This is a genomic window from Paraburkholderia phymatum STM815, assembly GCF_000020045.1.
GTDB classification, from domain to species: Bacteria; Pseudomonadota; Gammaproteobacteria; order Burkholderiales; family Burkholderiaceae; genus Paraburkholderia; species Paraburkholderia phymatum.
In genome coordinates, this window is sequence record NC_010622.1 from 1,934,498 (window position 1) to 1,954,378 (window position 19,881).

Annotated in this window: 18 protein-coding genes and 2 tRNA genes; 12 read left to right on the forward strand and 8 right to left on the reverse strand. The window is 64.8% G+C overall.

Annotated elements, in window-relative coordinates; translation table 11 throughout:
- The first annotated feature begins 70 nt into the window (after positions 1 to 70).
- The 9 genes from BPHY_RS08645 to BPHY_RS08685 all read left to right on the forward strand — a co-directional run bounded on the left by BPHY_RS08645 (position 71) and on the right by BPHY_RS08685 (position 11,881).
- Positions 71 to 157 (forward strand) — tRNA-Leu (locus tag BPHY_RS08645).
- A 170-nt stretch (positions 158 to 327) separates the two neighbouring features.
- Positions 328 to 414 (forward strand) — tRNA-Leu (locus tag BPHY_RS08650).
- Between the two features lie 519 nt (positions 415 to 933).
- Entirely contained in the window at positions 934 to 2,157 is a 1,224-nt protein-coding gene (locus tag BPHY_RS08655) for an MFS transporter (RefSeq protein WP_012401090.1), read from the forward strand.
- A 252-nt stretch (positions 2,158 to 2,409) separates the two neighbouring features.
- Positions 2,410 to 3,282 (forward strand): TetR/AcrR family transcriptional regulator, encoded by an 873-nt coding sequence (locus tag BPHY_RS08660; RefSeq protein ID WP_012401091.1) that lies wholly within the window; start codon positions 2,410 to 2,412, stop codon positions 3,280 to 3,282.
- Positions 3,283 to 3,548: 266 nt separating this feature from the next.
- Positions 3,549 to 6,047: an acyl-CoA dehydrogenase gene (locus BPHY_RS08665; protein WP_041763881.1), complete on the forward strand. Its 2,499-nt coding sequence runs from the start codon at positions 3,549 to 3,551 to the stop codon at positions 6,045 to 6,047.
- Positions 6,048 to 6,177: 130 nt separating this feature from the next.
- Entirely contained in the window at positions 6,178 to 7,593 is a 1,416-nt protein-coding gene (locus BPHY_RS08670) for a 3-oxoacyl-ACP reductase (RefSeq protein ID WP_012401093.1), read from the forward strand.
- Between the two features lie 4 nt (positions 7,594 to 7,597).
- On the forward strand, positions 7,598 to 8,515 hold the full coding sequence (locus BPHY_RS08675; protein WP_012401094.1) for a MaoC family dehydratase: 918 nt from the start codon (positions 7,598 to 7,600) through the stop codon (positions 8,513 to 8,515).
- Between the two features lie 139 nt (positions 8,516 to 8,654).
- On the forward strand, positions 8,655 to 9,983 hold the full coding sequence (locus BPHY_RS08680; RefSeq protein WP_012401095.1) for an acetyl-CoA C-acetyltransferase: 1,329 nt from the start codon (positions 8,655 to 8,657) through the stop codon (positions 9,981 to 9,983).
- A 98-nt stretch (positions 9,984 to 10,081) separates the two neighbouring features.
- Positions 10,082 to 11,881, forward strand: coding sequence for an AMP-binding protein (locus BPHY_RS08685; protein WP_012401096.1), 1,800 nt, complete (start codon positions 10,082 to 10,084; stop codon positions 11,879 to 11,881).
- Positions 11,882 to 11,914: 33 nt separating this feature from the next.
- Here BPHY_RS08685 and BPHY_RS08690 read toward each other — a convergent pair whose 3' ends face one another.
- From BPHY_RS08690 to BPHY_RS42490, 6 genes are all read right to left on the reverse strand, one after another.
- Positions 11,915 to 12,307: a hypothetical protein gene (locus tag BPHY_RS08690; protein ID WP_012401097.1), complete on the reverse strand. Its 393-nt coding sequence runs from the start codon at positions 12,305 to 12,307 to the stop codon at positions 11,915 to 11,917.
- A 19-nt stretch (positions 12,308 to 12,326) separates the two neighbouring features.
- Positions 12,327 to 13,907: an FAD-binding oxidoreductase gene (locus BPHY_RS08695; RefSeq protein ID WP_012401098.1), complete on the reverse strand. Its 1,581-nt coding sequence runs from the start codon at positions 13,905 to 13,907 to the stop codon at positions 12,327 to 12,329.
- Between the two features lie 91 nt (positions 13,908 to 13,998).
- Entirely contained in the window at positions 13,999 to 14,445 is a 447-nt protein-coding gene (locus BPHY_RS08700; protein ID WP_012401099.1) for a hypothetical protein, read from the reverse strand.
- A 250-nt stretch (positions 14,446 to 14,695) separates the two neighbouring features.
- On the reverse strand, positions 14,696 to 15,490 hold the full coding sequence (locus BPHY_RS08705) for an anti-sigma factor family protein (protein ID WP_012401100.1): 795 nt from the start codon (positions 15,488 to 15,490) through the stop codon (positions 14,696 to 14,698).
- Positions 15,491 to 15,500: 10 nt separating this feature from the next.
- On the reverse strand, positions 15,501 to 16,019 hold the full coding sequence (locus BPHY_RS08710; protein ID WP_012401101.1) for a sigma-70 family RNA polymerase sigma factor: 519 nt from the start codon (positions 16,017 to 16,019) through the stop codon (positions 15,501 to 15,503).
- Between the two features lie 33 nt (positions 16,020 to 16,052).
- The gene (locus BPHY_RS42490; RefSeq protein ID WP_167538865.1) at positions 16,053 to 16,205 is read right to left on the reverse strand and encodes a hypothetical protein; all 153 of its coding nucleotides are present in this window, start codon (positions 16,203 to 16,205) and stop codon (positions 16,053 to 16,055) included.
- Between the two features lie 511 nt (positions 16,206 to 16,716).
- Here BPHY_RS42490 and hfq point away from each other — a divergent pair.
- Positions 16,717 to 17,169 carry an RNA chaperone Hfq gene (gene hfq, locus BPHY_RS08720; protein WP_012401103.1) on the forward strand — a complete coding sequence of 151 codons (453 nt, stop codon included), beginning with the start codon at positions 16,717 to 16,719 and terminating at the stop codon, positions 17,167 to 17,169.
- Between the two features lie 60 nt (positions 17,170 to 17,229).
- On the opposite strand, the gene BPHY_RS08725 is transcribed toward hfq, so the two are convergent.
- Positions 17,230 to 17,457 carry a hypothetical protein gene (locus BPHY_RS08725; RefSeq protein ID WP_041763464.1) on the reverse strand — a complete coding sequence of 76 codons (228 nt, stop codon included), beginning with the start codon at positions 17,455 to 17,457 and terminating at the stop codon, positions 17,230 to 17,232.
- Positions 17,458 to 17,725: 268 nt separating this feature from the next.
- Between BPHY_RS08725 and BPHY_RS42495 the strand changes: the two genes are divergently transcribed.
- The gene (locus BPHY_RS42495) at positions 17,726 to 17,896 is read left to right on the forward strand and encodes a hypothetical protein (RefSeq protein ID WP_167538866.1); all 171 of its coding nucleotides are present in this window, start codon (positions 17,726 to 17,728) and stop codon (positions 17,894 to 17,896) included.
- A 296-nt stretch (positions 17,897 to 18,192) separates the two neighbouring features.
- Here the strand turns inward: BPHY_RS42495 and BPHY_RS08730 are convergent, their stop codons facing one another.
- Positions 18,193 to 18,906 (reverse strand): DUF2968 domain-containing protein, encoded by a 714-nt coding sequence (locus tag BPHY_RS08730; protein WP_041763466.1) that lies wholly within the window; start codon positions 18,904 to 18,906, stop codon positions 18,193 to 18,195.
- A 485-nt stretch (positions 18,907 to 19,391) separates the two neighbouring features.
- Here BPHY_RS08730 and BPHY_RS08740 point away from each other — a divergent pair, with 485 nt between their 5' ends.
- On the forward strand, positions 19,392 to 19,877 hold the full coding sequence (locus tag BPHY_RS08740) for a DUF2147 domain-containing protein (protein WP_012401108.1): 486 nt from the start codon (positions 19,392 to 19,394) through the stop codon (positions 19,875 to 19,877).
- The last annotated feature ends 4 nt before the right edge of the window (positions 19,878 to 19,881 follow it).

Sequence of the window (19,881 nt, forward strand, 5' to 3'; positions counted from 1 at the left end):
AGTTTTCGTGAAACGCTTGACACGATTCTTCCACCCGCTATAATCTCGGTCTCTGCTTCAAACGCACCTTGCCCAGGTGGCGGAATTGGTAGACGCACTAGGTTCAGGTCCTAGCGGTGGCAACACCGTGGAGGTTCGAGTCCTCTCTTGGGCACCAAGATTCAAATGAAAGCCGCCTTCGGGCGGTTTTTCGTTGTAGTGAGAGCAGTAGCGGTTGGGCGTGAGTCATTTATGCGCGAACAATCAGGCGAAAAGATGAAGCGTTTTTCGAAATACCGATTGACACGCAGAATCTTCTCGCTAGAATAGCGGTCTAGCTTGAGACGTGCCCAGGTGGCGGAATTGGTAGACGCACTAGGTTCAGGTCCTAGCGGTGGCAACACCGTGGAGGTTCGAGTCCTCTCCTGGGCACCACGTCTTTTTAAAAAAGGTCGGCATTTTGCCGGCCTTTTTTCATTTCTGGCCCGGCAAGCAAAGCGCCTACGCGTGTTGCGTGAGGGCTCGAAAGGCTGCGCTTGCAAGCGCAGCCGGGTCGCGTTGCGTGACCGAGTCCTGTGCTCTGCACCACTCTCCTAAACAACACATCACCCTGTAAAGCAATTCGCCTGCAGGTTTTTCTTTTTTATCGTCCTGCTTGCATAACAAACCCATACCGATCAAAAAACACTACATTCATTACGTCGACCAGACATTATCTTTTCCATTCGCCTCCATTAATTCAGGATTAGCGCCGATAAAGCGCACTGTTCCATGCGGCCGCTTAATCGTTGGCGTACACTCAGCGGAGCCTCCAGCGAGCCGGATATGCGGCGCCACACGTAAGCGAATCGACTGGCGCGCACGGTTCACGGAGACCGGGAGACAGCAACAGCCAGTCGCATGAGTCGGGAGTCAGCCATTCATGCCGACTCCGGATCAAGGAGAACAATTGAAATGAACTGGACTCGGGAACAAAGAAACGTCACGATCGCCGCCTATTTGGGCTGGACACTCGACGCATTCGATTTCTTTCTGATGGTTTTCGTTCTGAAAGATATCGCGAGCGAATTCGGCACCGATATCAAAGCCGTTTCTTTCGCCATCATGCTGACCCTGATGATGCGGCCCGTCGGCGCCCTCATCTTCGGCTTCCTCGCCGACAAGTTCGGCCGCCGCCCGACGCTGATGATCAACATCGCATGTTTTTCGCTGCTGGAACTGCTGTCTGGCCTCTCGCCGAATCTCACCACGCTGCTGATACTGCGCGCGTTGTTCGGCATCGCAATGGGCGGCGAATGGGGCGTCGGGGGCGCGCTGACGATGGAAACCGTACCGCCCAAGGCGCGCGGCTTCGTGTCGGGCCTGTTGCAGGCGGGCTATCCGAGCGGCTATCTGCTCGCCGGCCTCGTATTCGGCCAGCTGTATCAGTACATCGGCTGGCGCGGCATGTTCTTCGTCGGCGTGCTGCCCGCGCTGCTGGTGCTCTATATCCGCGCCCACGTGCCGGAATCGCCTGCGTTCAAGACGCTCGAAAAGCGCACGCGCCCCGGCCTCGTCGCCACGCTCAGGCAGAACTGGGTGCTCTCCGTCTACGCGATCATCCTGATGACGGCGTTCAATTTCTTCTCGCATGGCTCGCAGGACATGTATCCGACCTTCCTGCGCGTCCAGCACAACTTCGACGCGCACACGGTGCAATGGATCACGATCACACTGAACGTCGGCGCGATCGTCGGCGGGCTGTTTTTCGGCGCGCTCTCCGAGAAGGTCGGACGCCGGCGCGCGATCTGCATTTCCGCGCTGATCGCGCTGCCCGTCTTGCCGCTATGGGCGTTCTCGTCGACGCCCGTACTGCTCGCCGTCGGCGCGTTCCTCATGCAGATTTCGGTGCAAGGCGCCTGGGGCGTGATACCCGTGCATCTGAACGAGATCTCGCCCGATGAAATCCGCGCCACTTTCCCGGGCCTCGTGTACCAACTGGGCAATCTGATCGCGTCAGTGAACGGCCCCCTGCAGGCGGGCATCGCCGAAGCGCACGGCAACGACTATGCGACGGTGATGGCCGTCGTGATCGGCATCGTCGCCATCGTGATTGCGATCTTCATCATGTTCAGCCGCGAACGACGCGGCATCGACATGACGCAATCCGCCGAACAGGTCACAGCGACAGTCCACTGAGCGGTCCACCCGCTGCCGTAGAAAAAGGCTGCTGCCGTTCATGCGGAAGCGGCCTTTTTCGTGTCCGCCACCGCATGCAAACGGTCGAGCGCTTTTAGAGGAATCTGTCGACCCTGCCTCTTGCCCGATCGTCGGCGCCATTCTTATCCTGAAAAAGAACGCACGTTTCAAATTCCAATTTGAATCGACTGTTTTCGCACGCCCGAAACCCCGTCACACAGGCGCGGCTCAGGCTGGGCCGGGAGAGAGGACATGACGACACGCACGACGGGCCACCAAACCGGCGACACGAAATCGCGCATCCTCGATGCGGCCGAGACGCTCTTCATCGAATGCGGTTTTGACGCGATGTCGCTTCGGCAGATCACGTCGAAGGCCGAAGTGAATCTGGCCGCCGTCAACTATCACTTCGGCAGCAAGGCGTCGCTGATGCACGCGATGCTGTCGCGCCGCCTCGATCTGCTGAATGAGCAGCGCCTGAAGCTGCTCGACCGCTTCGACACGCTGCTCGGGCCGCGACTGACCTGCGAGCACGTGCTCGGCGCGATGTTCATTCCGGCGCTGCGCGTGTCGCGCGATACGCGGATCGGCGGCAAGGCGTTTCTGCGGCTGCTCGGGCGCGCGTACACGGATCCTTCGCCCTTCATTCGCGACTTCCTGGGCGCGCACTATGCGTCCGTCGCCGAGCGGTTTTTCGATGCGTTCCAACGCGCATTGCCGCATCTGCCGCGGGAGGAACTCGGCTGGCGGCTGCACTTCGCGATCGGCGCGCTGTCGGGCGCGCTTTCGGGCATGCTGGCGGGCGCGGACATCGACAGCCTCATCACCGGGTTCTCGCAGGGCAAGTCGATGAACGATCTGCAACTGATCGCGCGGCTTGCATCGCTGATCGTGTCCGCGCTGAAAGCGCCCCTGCCGGACGCGAGCCAGCTGGTCGTGTTCGCGTCGGTGCTCGGCGACGCGGGCAGCGAGGACATCGCGTGCGACGCCGTGCGCGAGGCGCAGGCGGATCAGCAGGCAGACGCAGCCCCGCACGCCGCCTGCAGACCGTTCGCCGGCCCCACGCACGCGGACCGGCAAGCCGACATCTCCGTACCCGGCACGCGCTTCGCGGCGCAGGGCTGACAAAGAAACACCTTATCCGCGCAGACGCGGGTCTCGAACCCCGGTCGCACTCGAACCACACGCCTGCATGTCGACGCAAAGGACGCCAGCCTGCCTTGGATGCGCCTGCCGGTGTAGCGGGCACACCGGCTGCGACGGATGACGGCGGACACGGCGGCGACGCGATTCAGGCACAACGCGCCGCGCATCAGGACAACCCGAAGGAGTTGCGCGCCGGCTGCATCGCGAGCCGCGCTTGCCGTGCGAAATCGGAAGGAGGGATTGCCATGACGTGGTTCATCGTTGCGCTGCTCGTCGTTGCCGGGGCGCTTGTCTATGCGCAGGCGCGCGCAGCGTGGTGGCTCGCGTTCCTCGCCGCGTGGGTCGCAGCCGCCTCGCTGACGCACGCGGCCGGCGTGGCGGCAGCTATCCTGCTGGCCGTTGTGCTTGTCCTTCCCGCGCTCGTGCTGACGCTCACGCCGCTGCGCCGCGCGTTGCTGGGTCGGCCGATGCTCAATCTGTTCCGCAAGATCCTGCCCGACATGTCGCCGACCGAGCGCGACGCGATCGAAGCGGGTACCGTCTGGTGGGATGCCGCGCTGTTTTCCGGACGTCCACACTGGGACACGCTGCTCGGCTACGGCCCGCCGAAGCTGACGGCCGAAGAACAGGCGTTTCTCGACAACGAATGCGAGGCACTCTGCGATCTCGCCAACGACTGGGACACGACGGCCATCTGGCAGGATCTGTCGCCGCAAGCGTGGCAGTTCGTCAAGGACAAGGGCTTTCTCGGGATGATCATTCCGAAGCAGTACGGCGGCAAGGCGTTCTCCGCGTATGCGCATTCGCAGGTCATCATGAAGCTCGCGACGCGCTGCTCCGCGGCCGCCGTGTCGGTGATGGTGCCGAACTCGCTCGGCCCGGCAGAACTGCTGCTGCACTACGGCACCGAGGCGCAGAAGAACCACTATCTGCCGCGTCTCGCGCGCGGCGACGAGATTCCCTGCTTCGCGCTCACGAGTCCGTATGCGGGTTCCGACGCGGCGTCGATTCCCGATATCGGCATCGTCTGCAAAGGCACCTTCGACGGGCGGGAAACGCTCGGCTTCCGCGTCACCTGGAACAAGCGCTACATCACGCTTGGCCCGATCGCGACGGTGCTCGGCCTCGCGTTTCGCGCGCTCGACCCCGACCGTCTGCTCGGCGCTGAAGACGAGCCCGGCATCACCTGCGCGCTGATTCCGACCCGCCATCCCGGGGTGAACATCGGCCGCCGTCACTGGCCGCTGAACGCCGTGTTCCAGAACGGACCGAACTCCGGCAACGACGTGTTCATCCCGCTCGACTGGGTGATCGGCGGCCGCGAGCAGGTCGGCAACGGCTGGCGCATGCTGATGGAATGCCTCGCGGCGGGCCGCGCGATCTCGTTGCCGTCGTCGAACGTGGGCATGTCGAAAATTGCCGTGCGCGGCGTCGGCGCGTATGCGGCCGTGCGGCGGCAGTTCCGCACAGCGATTGGCAAGTTCGAAGGCGTGCAGGAAGCGCTCGGGCGCATGGGCGGCAACCTCTACGTGATGGACGCCGCGCGCCGCCTGTCCGCCCAGGCCGTCGATCTCGGCGAGAAACCGTCGGTGATTTCGGCGATCTCCAAGTACCACATCACCGAGCGCAACCGCGAAGTCATCGACGACGGCATGGACGTCGTCGCGGGCAAGGGCATCTGCATGGGACCGTCGAACTTTATCGCCCGCGCGTATCAGCAGGTGCCCATTTCGATCACCGTCGAAGGCGCGAACATTCTCACGCGCTGCCTGATCATCTTCGGCCAGGGCGCGATCCGCTGTCATCCGTATGTACTAAAGGAAATGGCCGCGACGCGCGAGCCCGACCGCGCAAAGGCGTTGCGCGAGTTCGACGAGGTGTTCTTCGCCCATATGAGCTTCACGCTGTCGAACGCGGCGCACAGCTTCGTGCACGGCGTGTCCGGGGGCCTGCTGATTGCGCGGCCACGGCACGCGCACGCGCCGCTCGCGCGCTACTACCGCGCGGCGACGCGGCTCTCGACAGCATTTGCGCTGCTCGCCGACGTGTCGATGCTCGTGCTCGGCGGCGACCTGAAGCGGCGCGAGCGCATCTCGGGAAGGCTGGGCGACGTGCTGTCGCAGCTTTATCTGATCTCCGCGACGCTCAAGCGTTTCGAAGACGAGGGCCGTCACGAAAGCGACCTGCCGCTCGTGCAATGGGGCGTCGAAGACGCGCTGTATCGCGCGCAGACCGCCCTTGACGGCGTGCTGCGCAACTACCCTAACCGCTTCGCCGCAGGGCTCGTGCGCCTGCTGGCGTTCCCGTTCGGCTTGCCGCATCGCGTGCCGTCCGACGCGCTCGGCAGCGCGATCGCGCAACTGATGCAGACGCCGGGCGACACGCGCGAGCGCCTGCTTGCGGATTCGTACGTGCCGCGCGTCGACGTCGATCCCATCGGCTACGGCGAACTGGCCTTCGAATTGTCGCCGCGCGTCGCACAGATCGAGCATCGCCTGCGCGAAGCCGTGAAGGCCGGCCGGATCGGGCCGATGCCGCAAAGCCTCGCCGATCTGGCCAAATGGAACGAAGCGGCGCAACAGCGCGGACTGATCGACGACGACGAGCGCAAGGTGCTCGATGCGTACGCGCGCTATGGCGCCGAGGTCGTGAAGGTCGACGATTTCCCCGCCGATTTCGGGCTGCTCGCCGACCTGCAGCGGCGCAAGGAAGCGCTCGACAAGGCGATGGTACTGGTTGCATGACGGCGCGGTCGCCCGCGCCGCACATGTCGCGCCAACCGCATCGGCCGGAACGGGGACGCGGGCACAGCTTGCGGCAAGTCGCGCGCTCCGTGCACACTGACGCCATGCGTCCGGCCGGGAGCCAATACGAATGAACGATTCCTACCTGAACTTCGTCAATTCGCCGCTGGGCGCGCGGCTCGCGCGCTCGCTCGGTTTGCCGAAGCCCGAGGTGCTGCGCCGCTACCGTGCCGACGCGCCCGAATTCGACGGCATCGTCGCCGTCGGCGCAGGTCCCTCGCCTCAGTTGCTGGACGCCTTCGCCGACGTCGTCGCGCATACCGGCATGACGAGCGTCGCCCATTCGGGCGCAGGCCTTTGGGTGCCGCTCGCCAACCGGCACGGACTGATGACGGGCCGCTTCGAGCCCGCGGAGCGCACGGGCGGATCGCAGGCGCGCGTGCGGGCGCTCGTGTTCGACGCAAGCGGCATCGACGCCAGCGCGCAGCTCGATTCGCTCTATCGCTTCTTTCACGACGCGCTGCGCTCGCTCGACGCGTGTGGCCGGATCGTCGTGCTCGGCCGTCCGCCCGAGTCGCGTGCGACGCCGCTTGCATGGACGGCGCAGCGCGCGCTCGAAGGCGTGACGCGCTCGCTCGGCAAGGAAGCGCGGCGCGGCATCGCGGCCAATCTGATCTACGTGGCGCAAGGCGCGGAAGCGGGCATCGAAGCGACGCTGCGCTTCTTCCTTTCGCCGCGCTCGGCCTACGTGTCGGGCCAGGTCGTGCGGATCGGCACCGCCCCCTTCACACCCGCGCCGGACTTTGACTGGACCCGACCGCTCGCGGGCCAGCGCGCCGTCGTGACGGGCGCGGCGCGCGGCATCGGGGCGGCCATTGCGAACGTGCTCGCGGCGCATGGGGCGCACGTGATCGGCATCGACATTCCGTCGGCCGGCGATGCGCTCGACACGACGATGCGCCAGATCGGCGGCACCGCGCTCGCGTTCGACATCGGCGCACCCGACACGCCCGCGCAAATCGCGGCCGCGCTCGACGAACTCGGTGTCGACGTGTTCGTGCACAACGCAGGCATCACGAAGGACAAGACCATCGCGAAGATGAGCGAGGCGGCATGGCGCGATGTGATCGACATCAATCTGTCCGCGCAGGAGCGCATCGACGACGCGCTGCTTGAAGCGGGCACGCTGCGCAACGGCGGGCGCATCGTGTCGGTGTCGTCGATCAGCGGCATCGCGGGCAATGTCGGCCAGACCCACTACGCGGCGTCGAAAGCGGGCGTGATCGGGCGCGTGCAAAGCATGGCGCCGTTTCTCGCGCAACGACACATCACGATCAACGCCGTCGCGCCCGGTTTCATCGAAACGCAGATGACGGCGAAGATGCCGCTGGCGCTGCGCGAAGCCGGCCGCCGGATGAATTCGATGAGCCAGGGCGGCCAGCCCGCCGACGTCGCGCAGACGGTCGCATGGCTTGCGCATCCAGGCTCGGCGGGCGTGACGGGCCAGCTCGTGCGCGTGTGCGGACAAAGCCTGATAGGAGCGTGAGGCCATGGCGTTCTACGACTCCAGCTCGATGTTCGGCGCGCCGCGTCAGAAAACCGTCGTGCTGCCCGAACTGCCCAAGCCCGCCAGGCTCTACGCACGGGCGCTGTCGGGCGTCATCAAGGGTTTCCAGCGCAACCGGCCGACGGGTCTGCCCGCGCTTCGGCTCGTGCGCCCCGCTGTGGCGCTCGATTCCGCAGCGATCGAACGCTATGCGCGCGTGTGCGGCTTCTTCCCCGAGCAGGGCATACCGTTCACGTTTCCGCACCTGCTCGCGTTTCCGCTGCATCTGCTGTTGCTGACCGACCCGGCGTTTCCGTGGCCCGCGCCCGGCATCGTGCATCTGGCAAACAGCGTGCACATGCGCCGCCCGCTTTCGTTCGACGACACGCTGCGCGTCGAGGTCGAATTCGGCGCGCGGCTGCGCCATGACAAAGGCCAGGCGTTCGTGCTGCAGACGCGCGTGTACCGACGCGGCGAGGCCGTGTGGGACGGCGACAGCGTGTATCTGAAGCGCGGCGTCGCGGCAGACGGCGATCCCCTTGCGCCACTGGACATGGCTGGCGACACGCTGACGCGCGCGGCGCGCTGGCAACTGCCATCGCAGCTGGGCCGCGACTACGCGAAGGTATCGGGCGACTACAACCCGATGCATCTGACGATGCTCTCCGCGAAAGCGTTCGGCTTTCCGCGTGCGATCGCGCACGGCATGTGGACGCTCGCGCGCACGGCGGCCGCGTTGCAGCCGCCCAGGCGGCTCGCCGACGCGACGCTCGCGGGCGAATTCAAGCTGCCTATGCTGCTGCCGGGTGAAGCGTCGCTGTGGACGGCATCGCCCTCGCCCGCCTGCCGCGAATTCGAAGTGCGCGACCCGACGGGCGGCAAGCCGCATCTGCGCGGCCGCTTCCAGTGGAATCTGCAATGACGCCGCATGCGACGCGCGGCACGACCCGAGCCAGACAATGGAATCCATGCCCCGCCTGATCCGTTTCGAGCAGGTGCGGGGCGCCGCATGCGTCACCTGATCCGCCCAACCGACGGAGCACGCCACAGGGAGCCCATCCATGCCTGATGCATCACAGTCACCTGCACAGTCGGCCGCGCTGCCTGCCGGCCGCCGCGTCGCGATCCTGGGCGGCAACCGCATCCCGTTCGCGCGCTCGAACACCGCGTACGCGACGGCGTCGAACCAGGACATGCTGACTTTCACGCTGCAAGGGCTGATCGACCGCTACAACCTGCACGGCGAGCGCCTCGGCGAAGTCGTGGCGGGCGCCGTCATCAAGCATTCGCGCGACTACAACCTGACGCGCGAAGCGCTGCTGTCGACCACGCTCGCGAAGGAAACGCCCGCGTACGACGTACAGCAGGCCTGCGGCACGGGCCTTGAAGCGGCCATTCTGGTGGCGAACAAGATCGCGCTCGGACAGATCGACGCGGGCATCGCGGGCGGCGTCGATACGACGTCGGATGCGCCCATCGGCGTCAACGAAAAGCTGCGCAAGATCCTGCTCGAAGCGAACCGCGGCAAGTCGGCGGGGCAGCGCGCCGGTGCGCTCGCGAAGCTGCGGCCCGGGATGTTCTTCAGGCCGCTCTTGCCGCGCAACAGCGAGCCGCGCACGGGTCTGTCGATGGGCGAGCATTGCGAACTGATGGCCAAGCGCTGGGCGATTTCGCGCGAGGCTCAGGACGTGCTGGCCTACGACAGCCACCGCAAGCTGACGCAAGCGTATGCGCGCGGCTTCCTCAACGACCTGATGACGCCCTATCGCGGCCTGTCCCGCGACAACACGCTGCGCAGCGACCTCACACTCGACAGGCTCGCGTCGCTGAAACCGGTGTTCGACCGCGACGCGGGCACGATGACGGCAGGCAACTCCACGCCCCTGACGGACGGCGCATCGGCCGTGCTGCTCGCAAGCGAGGCGTGGGCGGCCGCGCGCAATCTGCCTGTGCTCGCCTGGCTCACGTGGCACGAGACGGCCGCCGTCGATTTCTTCGAGAAGAAAGAGGGTCTGCTGATGGCGCCCGCGTACGCCGTGCCGCGTATGCTTACGCGCGCGGGGCTGACGCTGCAGGATTTCGATTTCTACGAAATCCACGAGGCGTTCGCGGCGCAGGTGCTGTGCACGCTCGCCGCGTGGCAAGACGACGAGTACTGCCGCACGCACCTGGGACTGGAACGCGCGCTCGGCAGCATCGACCACACGAAAATCAACGTGAACGGCGGATCGCTCGCGACGGGCCATCCGTTTGCCGCGACGGGCGGACGTATCGTCGGGGGACTCGCGAAACAGCTCGCGCAACTCGACAAGCCGGCGGGCACCGCGCGCGGACTGATCTCGATCTGCGCGGCGGGCGGCCAGGGTGTGGTCGCCATACTGGAACGGTAGAATCACGCGCCATTGCAGGTCGCACTTAGCACGTTGCAATTAGCACGATTGATGCACGCGAGCCAGACAACGACAATGCCGGGAGACGGAGACAAACGATGACCGAGCCCACTGCTTCGCGCTCCGCGGCGCGAACGCCAACACCGACGCAAACGCAGACACAACAGATGCAGACACCGACGCAGCGCGCACCCAACACCGACGGCATCTGGTATGGATCCTACCCACCTGATGTGCCGCGCGAGATCGACACGTCGCAGTACGCGTCCGTGGTCGCGTTCTTCGACGAATGCACGACGCGCTTTCGCGAGCGCGTTGCGTATGTGAGCGTCGGCGAAAGTCTCACGTACGGCGAACTGGCGCGCAAGGCGACAGCGTTCGCCGCGTATTTACAGAGCATCGGCGTGAAGCCCGGCGACCGCGTCGCGATCATGCTGCCGAACACGTTCCAGTATCCCATCGCGCTGTTCGGCGTATTGAAGACAGGCGCGATCGTCGTCAACGTGAATCCGCTCTATACGGTGCGCGAACTGTCGCATCAGTTGAAGGACTGCGGCGCGCAAACCATTGTCGTGTTCGAGAACTTCGCGAAGACCGTCGAAGAGTCCCTGCCGGGGACGCGCGTGCAGAACGTGATCGTCACGGGGCTCGGCGACCTGCTCAGGGACGGCCCGAACCTCAAGGGCAAGCTGATCAACTTCATCCTGCGGCACGTCAAGAAGCTCGTGCCCGCGTACAACCTGCCGCAAGCCGTCCGGCTGCTCGATGCGCTCGCGACGGGCTACAGGCGCACGCTGTCGCCCGTGACGATCGCGCCCGCCGACCTCGCGTTCCTGCAATACACGGGCGGCACCACGGGCGTCGCGAAAGGCGCGATGCTCACGCACCGCAACATCGTCGCGAATCTGCTGCAGGCAAAAGTCTGGGCGGAAAGCCAGTTGACCGACGAGATCGAAACGGTGCTCACGCCGCTGCCGCTGTATCACATCTACTCTCTGACCGTGAACGCGATGATCTTCATGGGACTCGGCGGACGAAACATCCTGATCGCGAATCCGCGCGACACGAAGAGGGTCATGAAGATCTTGCGGCACGAAACGTTCACGGGAATCACGGCTGTGAACACGCTCTACAACGCGTTCCTCGATAACGAGGAATTCCGCCGGCGCGATTTCTCGAAGCTCAAGCTCGCGATGGCGGGGGGCATGGCGATGCAGAAAGCCGTCGCCGACCGTTTCCGCGAGGTGACGGGCAAGCCGATCATCGAAGGCTACGGGCTCACGGAATGTTCGCCGATCGTGTCGATGAACCCTGTCGACCTGAAGCACATGCGCGAGTTCGACGGTTCGATCGGGCTGCCCGCACCGTCGACGCAAGTGCGTTTTCGCAAGGACGACGGCAGCTGGGCGAACATCGGCGAGCCGGGCGAACTGTGCGTGCGGGGCCCGCAGGTGATGAAGGGCTACTGGAACCGCCCCGAAGAAACCGCGAAGGTGCTCGACGACGAAGGCTGGCTCGCGACGGGCGATATCGGCGTGATGGATTCGCGCGGCTATATCCGGCTGATCGATCGCAAGAAGGACATGATTCTCGTCTCCGGTTTCAACGTCTATCCGAACGAAATCGAAGACGTGATCGCGATGCATCCCGACGTGCGCGAAGTGGCCGCGATCGGCATTCCCGATGTCGCGCAGGGCGAGCGCGTGAAAGTGTTCGTCGTGCGGCGCAACCCTTCGCTCACCGAGGAACAGGTGATCGCGCATTGCCGCAAGAATCTGACGGGATACAAGGTGCCGAAGGTCGTCGAGTTCCGCGACGAGCTTCCGCAAACGAACGTCGGCAAGATCCTGCGGCGCGAGCTGCGCGATCAGGAGCTGGCGAAACACAAAACCTCTTGACGGCCGCGCACGAACCCGGAGTACCGGTTCTGGTCAGATCGTGAGCGCGAACGCGACGGCCGTGCGTCGCGGCTCGCAGCGTGCGTGCGTCGTTCGTGCAGCTGGCGGCAGCGCGAGACGCGCGAGCACGAAGAAATCGGCGGCGCGCGTCGCGCCGATCAGCGTCAGACGCCCCTCTGCCCGCGCCGCGCGCGGTGCGAGCGCGTCGTACCAGAGCGCGGCGATATCGGTATGCGGCGTAACGCCGAGGTCGATAACGGGCACTTGCATGCGCTCAGCGTGCATCGACAATGCCGCCGCTTCGGGCAGCGTGCCGTCGATCAGCGCCATATCCGCGCGCAGGCCGTCCGGAAGCAGCCACGGCATGCGCCAGGCCGCCGTCGCCGGCAGCCACGCGGCTGCTGCGATGAATGTGCGTCGCTGCATGTCGCCTCTTCGTTCGTCGCTAGGTATAGCCGCGCCAGTTGCGAAATGCCGCCGGCCAGATGCCCTGCTTGCCCGGCGACAGGATGCCCGACGGATCGAGCGCGTCCTTGATCGTCTCCGACAGGCGCAGCAGCGCGCCATCGTTGAAGTTGTAGCGCGCCGCCGCGAAATCCATGTAGACCAGATGCGAGCGATACTCGCCGTAGCCCGCGCCGTGCGCGTCGCTCATCCACGCGCGCAGCAGGTCCCCCGCCAACTCGCTTTGGCGCGCGTCGCTGCTGTCGAAAATCGCGGCAGCAATGTGATGCAGATGCCGCTCGCCCGCCGTGAAACCGCCGTAGTAGTCGAAGCCGTATTCGTTCGCACGCGTCTTCGCCATCGTGTACTGCCGCATCGCGTCGCGGCCCGTCGCCGGACACACGGGCGAAAAGTCCACGTGGGCGCCGCGCCCGCCGCGCCAGTCGAGCATCCGGAACGCCGTCATCGCCGGAATGCCGGCGAGATTTCGGTCGCCGCCCGCTTCCGGTTCCGCGTTGCCGTCATAGGTTTTCGACTGCATGCGCGCACCCGCGATGCGGCCGAATGCGCGCCGCACGAGCGCCTCTTTCGCGTCGATCACTTCGCGCTCACCGTATAGCGCGTAATGCAGATTCCAGCGGCCGATGTCCAGCTTGTCGACCATCGCCGCGATCGCGCTGTCCGGCATCACGCCCGCGCCCTCGTACCACTGCGAACGCGGCCCGAGCCCCGCTGCGCGCCGCAACCCGCCTTCGATCACCGCCTGGTTGCCGATCGTGCCGTTCAGGCGCAACGGCCTCAAGGTCTCGACAATTGCTTCCAGATCGTCGTCGCGCTGGAACTGGATTTCGCCGAGCAGATAGGCGCTCGGCGCCGGCATCAGCCAGACACCCATCTTCGTGACGATGCCGTAGTTCGACTGCATGAACATCGGATCGAACGACGGCCCGTAGCCGTGCCGGAACGCCTGCCACGCCGTGCCGATCTCAATGCCGCCCATGCCCGTGCGCACGACGTCGCCGTTGGCGAGCACCACTTCCATGCCGCACTGTGTCGCCGCGTGATCGCCGTATGCCGTCGTACCGAAGCCCCGTTCGAGCGTGTTGCCGATGATGCTGCCCCAGCCTGCCGCGGGCGGATCGACCCAAAGCCGGTACCCGCGCCCGCGCAGATGATGATGCAGATCGAAGTAGCTCACGCCTGGCTCGACGAGCGCATACGCGAGTGGCTCGTCGACGGCGAGAATGCGGTTCATCCGCTGCAGATCGAGCACCACCGAGCCCCGCAGACGCGGCGCCGCGCCGCCGTACGCGAAGTTGCGGCCCGTCGACACCGTCCACAGCGGGACGCGGTACTCGTTCGCGACGCGCAGGACCGCGCGGATCTCGTCGACGTTTGCAGGCAGCAGCGCTGCCGATGGCGCGAACGACGCAGCGAGCCGTCCCGGCGCGAATGGATCGGCATACGGTGCGAGACTCGTCGGCGACGCCGCGACCTGCGTGGCGCCGACGATTGCTTCGAAGGCGGCCAGCGCGCGATCGAAGGTCGCGGCGGAGATGTCGGGCGGCAAAGTGCGTGTCAAAGCGTTCCCTTATGGTCGACTGACTGCTTGCATGACGATGTCCCGCGCCCAAGGACGCGCGTCGCGTGGATCGCGTGGATCGCGTGGATCCTCAGTGCCGATGTGCGCCGCGCATGCCGCCCCACCTGTGGATGCCGCCCGTGCCGTCGAATCCTCCGCGACCCATCATGCCGCCGGGCTGCCCCCAATGCATATGGTTCATGTGATGGACGTGATGAAACCGGTCGACGAACACGAACGACGCGCCGACACCCACGACCACGGGCGTTCTCCCATACCACGGGTCATAGTAAGAATAGGCGGGAATCCAATAGACGACGATGCCGTCGCTGCCCTGCTGGATCTGCCAGGTACCGTCCGGCTTCAGGCATGCAAGGCCGCTGATCTGCTGCACGGTGCCGTCGATTTCCGCCTGACCGACGACATGGCGGCATGTCGTCTGATCGCTGTATGGCTGCGCGGCGACGGGCGGAGCAATCGCCGCGGCGCATCCGGCGCACACATACAACGTGGCGCCGACTCCAGTCAAGGTACGCATGATATGTCCTGCCCGACGGTACGGTGTCGCGGCACCTGTGCGTGCCGTCGCCGTGAAGACGCCATCGATTCGCCTCGCAGCACGGGTGCGGCACGGCGCCGCCTTGGCGGCTCGCCGCACATGGCGGCACACACGTGCCTGGATAGCAAACGTGTGGACGCACCGCGCTATTCCTGCGGCGCCCTGCATCGTCGCCCTGCATCGTCGCCCTGCATCGTATTACGCAATGTTTCCAGGCCCGGGCCGACGTCTACTGCCACGCCTCCGGACGGCCGCCGAGCTCGCCGCAGACTTCGATCGCGATCGAGCGCAACTTGGCTTCCTCGATCGGCCCCGACAGTGCGTAGCCCATGTGATCGCTGATCCAGTAGAACGTGCGGCGGTTGCCGTCGCGGAACAGCCGGAATGCCGTCTCGTCCTTCGGAATGCCCGTCACGTACAGCGTGAGGCGTGCACCGCCCGCGTTCTCGTACATGAATTGCGCAGCGGGCCCCGCTTCGCCCGGCAACAGCCGTCCGCCGACCAGCGTGTAGCCGTACTCCTGCAGCGACGGCACGGATAGATGCCGGTTCAGCCGTTTCGACAACCAGTTGATCAGATGCTCTTCTTCGGCGGCTGCGACCTCGACGGGATGGCGGCGCTCCGGCGTATAGACGGCGTAGGCGATATCCGCGCGCCGCGCGAACGACATCACGTCGCCGTTGCCGCCGCCCGTCAGGCGCGGCACCAATGGCCCGAGCACGAGCGCGAGCCCCGCGCCGACAGCCAGCCAGCACGCGGCGACGCCCACCCGCCGCCACCACGGCATGCGCGCGCGCAGCACGATGAACGGCGGCTCCTCGCGTACGGGCGCACCGCACAGCGTCTGCAGCGCAGCCTTCTGCGCGCGCCACGACGCGACCTGCGCGGCGGCCTGCGGGTCGCATGCGAGATGCTCGCGCACCGCGGCACGTTCGCTCTCGGGCAGCTCGTTATCGACGAACGCCGACAGCGCACGCAAATCGGGTGCGTTTGCGGAACCGGTAGAGTTTTCGTCGTGACTCATTGCGCGCTATTCACCTGCTCTTCACCACTTTCAGCGACGGCGACTTATGCACGGGTCCCTCCGTCAACAATGCCCGCATGTGTTCGCGGGCGCGAGACAGTCGCGACATCACCGTGCCGATAGGCACGCCGAGCGCCGCGGACGCCTCCTGATAACTCAATTCCTCCACACAAATGAGCAGCATCACTTCCCGCTGCTCAACGGGCAAACAATAAAGCGCGCGCTGGACGTCGCGCAACACCAGGCCGTCGACTTCGCCGCGCGGCGCCTCGAGATTGCGCCACGGCGCGCTTTCATCGTCGACGGCGATTTCGCGGCGCACGCGCAGCTGATCGATGTACAGGTGCCGCAGGATCGTCAGCAGCCACGCGCGAAGATTGCTGTCGGGCCGGAAACCTTTCCAGCGCGCGAGCGCACGCTCGGCCGTATCCTGAACCAGGTCGTCCGCCCATGCGGGGTCACCCGTCAGTGCGCGCGCATAGCGCCGCAACTGCGGGAGCCACGAAATCACTTCAGCTTCGAAGTTCACCCGGCTCGCGCCGTCATACGAGCGCAGGCATCGTCAATAGCCGCCGCTGCTGCCGCTCGTCCCGCTGCTGCTCGCGCCGCCGGACGAACTCATGTCGCCCGTCGACTGACACGCAGTCAGCGACAACGACGCCACCCCGAGCGCAACGACGACGAACACAGCCGATACCAGTCTGGACACTTTCATGTAAAACCCTCCTGCACGGTCCGGCGCGACGGAGTGCGCGGCCCTGCGTTGAACCGGCGATGCAAGCACGCGACGCGCGCCGCGACGCCGGTGACCGATTGCGAACATGGGAAACCTGCTGCGGGACGGATACGGACGGCTGCCGTATCGTCCGATGTTTCCGCGCCAGATTTCACGGCGTCGCGGCGTTGCATGCGATGCCTGATCGATAAACGCTCATGGCGCGCGATTTATTCCGCCATATCGCTGGCCGACGGCACAAATCGCTCAGGTGAACGCGCGCCGCCGACGCGGCCCCCCGCTTGCGTACAGCGGCGAACGTGGGCTGGCCCGCACAGCGGCGCAGGATTTCGTAACTCCACGTTACACTTGGACGTTAAAGGATGCTTCCGGACTCACAAGTGGTTATAGTGAGCATCAACCGGTTCGGCGTTAGGAGCCCATCATGTCGGCACAGGGCGACAACGGGTAAAATCGCGCTGAACAACCGTTTCTCTATACACAATTGTCCATGCCTTCCGCAGAATCGCATCCGCAAAACGACTTTATGAACGCAGCGCGCAAAGAACGTAAGCGCGTCGAGATTTATCTCGTCAACGGCATCCGCCTGACGGGCTGCATCGAGTCGTTCGATCAGTATCTGGTGATGCTGCGTACGCCCGTCGGGCTGCAAGGCATCTACAAGCGCGCCATTTCGACGATCCAGCTCGATACGGGCTCGCGGCCCGCGCCCCGCGCAGGCCGGCCGTCGCACGGCGACCATTCCGCACGCGGGCCGCATGGTTCGCGCGAACATCGCGAGCCGCGCGAACCTCGTGAGTCGTACGGCGGGTCGCAAGGTTCGTCGGACCGTTCGTCGTCTTCGTCGTCGGACGGACCTGTGGTCGTCACGCGCCGCCGGCGCCTGTATGGCGCGGGCAACGGCAACGACCAGGGCAACAACGGCGGCGGCCACGGCGAATAAACATGGCTGCACCGGGCGCGCTGCCGGCGCGCCCGTCCTCCCGTCATACGGGCAGACTGGCTAAGCGCGGCGATCCGCCAACTGCTTCAGCATCCTGTCGATCCGCACGCCTTGCTGGGCCGTCAGTTCATAGCCACACTTCACCTCGAGCACCCGGCGCTGCCAATAACGGGCGTTCAGCAGATGCAACATCGGTTGACGCATTGCCCACTCGAGATGCTCCAGTTCCGACTCGACAACATGTGACGCGTACAAGCGCTGTCCGCTGCCATATCCGTTCGGTTGCATCGTCTCCCTCACAAGTCAGCCGCCCACGGCGCTATGTGTGCGCCGCCGTCGTGTGACAACGTAATAACGAACGATCCCGCCCAAAATTCCATCGGTTTGCACGGACACGGCAACTTGCCTTCAAGATCTTCGACGTGCGTCGCCGTGCCCGTCCGGTCCGCGACAGGCAGACGTGCTTTCGTCCTATGCCATTGGGCCGATCAGCCTCGTTTGCACGATTGCGCTATGCTGGGTTTTCATCCTGTCCAACTTCGAAGGGAACCCTGTCATGTCCACGACGAAACACCACACCCCGAAATCACCCGAAGAACATCCGTCCAGCGACGAACGTCTGGATGAGGCGCTAGACGAAACCTTTCCCGCTAGCGATCCTATCGCGGTCGATCCCGACGAGGATGACGAAGACGGCCACCAAGGCAAGCATAAGAAGTCGCGTTGATCGCCAGGGGTGGCGGGTGCAATGTGTCATCCGCGCACGTCACGCATACGCGCACATACGAATTGGCAGGCCGATTGCGGCACGAGGGAATCGCACGGAATGGCGGGGACTTCTCGCACGGATGCGCGAGAGGCGATGCTCGCTACGCCGTGAATGTCGCATGCATTGAGGAAAGCACCGAGCCGCACCAAGCGCACGACGCCCCGCTCGCGCCAACAACGTGGAAAAGCGAAGAAGCAATCGGGTGATTGCGTGAACGCCGCGCAGCCCGCGAAGGCCTTGCGGCTCAAACGACATCAATGCACGGGCAAGCCGCTTTCGAGCTGACGTTGCAGGTCGCGCACCTGACGCTGCGTCGCGCGCAATTGCTCCTGCGACTGTGCCTTCTGCTGCGCGAGAGCGGCAGCTTCCGCGCGCGTCTGCTGTTGCAGGCTGTTGACGATGGTCTGCTGCTCGTGAGCAATATTCAGGTCGGCCTGCAGACGGCTCGCGCGTTCCTGCGACAGCGCGACGAGGCGATCGGTGTACGCCTTCTGCGCTTCGAGTTTCGCGCGGCGAATCTCGACGTCCGACAGTTGCACCGTCTGACGCGCGAAGTCGCGATAGATCTGCTCGGCGCGCGCTTCGTCCTGCGTCTTGATCACGCGCCAGAAGTTCTTCTGCTGGAAGAGCGCGACGTAGTACGTCATGTCTTTGGCGCGGAACATCAGGCTTGTGCCGTAACTGCCGTTGTAGGTGGTGCGCAGTTCGGTAAGGTCGTTGCCGTGAATCATCTGTTGCAGTTCCGCGACATTACCGGTCGCGGATTGCTTCGCTTCGTCAGGCGTGAGCGCAATCGTTTGGCCGACGGCAGTGAGAGGCACTGCTGCCGGCGCCGCCTGCGCGACGATCGCGTTCGACGCGGTATCCGTGCCGTTACTGCCGGAACTCTGCGCGTAGACTCCTTGAACGCCCCCGAAAACGATCATTGCCGACATCACGATGTGTCGCACTTTCGACTTCTGGTCCATGTAATTTCTGCTCGTTGTCGTGTTTTAATTTTTGCAAAACCGTCTAATTATTACTCACTTTCGGCAGCTTCGGGTTCCTCGACGAAAATTTGCTACTTACGCATCTTTTCCCACAACACCGTCATTGCGGACGACCAGAAATGGCGGCGTGTTGCGGGAGGCCGGGCACGGACGCGCCAACGCAACATCGACGGCAAGTTGCTACGCGTGGGCAAGGACATCGACTTCATCGTTCCGGCGTTCGCGGCCCGTCGACCGCGACGCGCAACGAAGCGCGAAGTGCCGCGAAGCGCGCGCATCGACGCGCGGCGATGCCGTGTGACGCGGTACCCAATTAGAGGCACCCCTATCAAACGACGCAGACGCTTTCCCGTATTCTGCCCTCTCCCATCCTGCACCAGACAGGCATGGCGCCGACTCTCAAGTCCTTTACAACGGCGCCGCGCGACACGCATCGCGACGATTTTCAAACAAGGAGAAAGACAATGACATCGCTTACCCAACGCGCTCGTGTGGCGTTCGGCAAACCGTTCAGATACGCGGCCGTCGCCGGATTGCTGCTTGCTGGCAACGTGACGGCATTCGCACAGACTGACACGCCCGTCGGCACATGGCAGACCATTGACGACCACACAGGCCACCCGAAGGCGCTGGTTCAGATCACGCAGGACGCGAACGGCTCGCTGAACGGCAAGGTCGTCAAGGGACTCGGACCCAACGATCAGCCCGACCGCCGCTGCACGGCCTGTACGGACGCGCGCAAGGATCAGCCGATTCTCGGCATGACGATCATCAGCGATATGAAAAAGGATGGCGATGACTGGGACGGCGGGCAGATTCTCGACCCGGAAAACGGCAAGCTCTACAAGTGCAAGATGCACGTCGAAGACGGCGGACAAAAGCTGGTGGTTCGGGGGTACATCGGCGTATCGCTGCTCGGGCGTTCGCAGACGTGGGTTCGTCAGAACTGAGGTG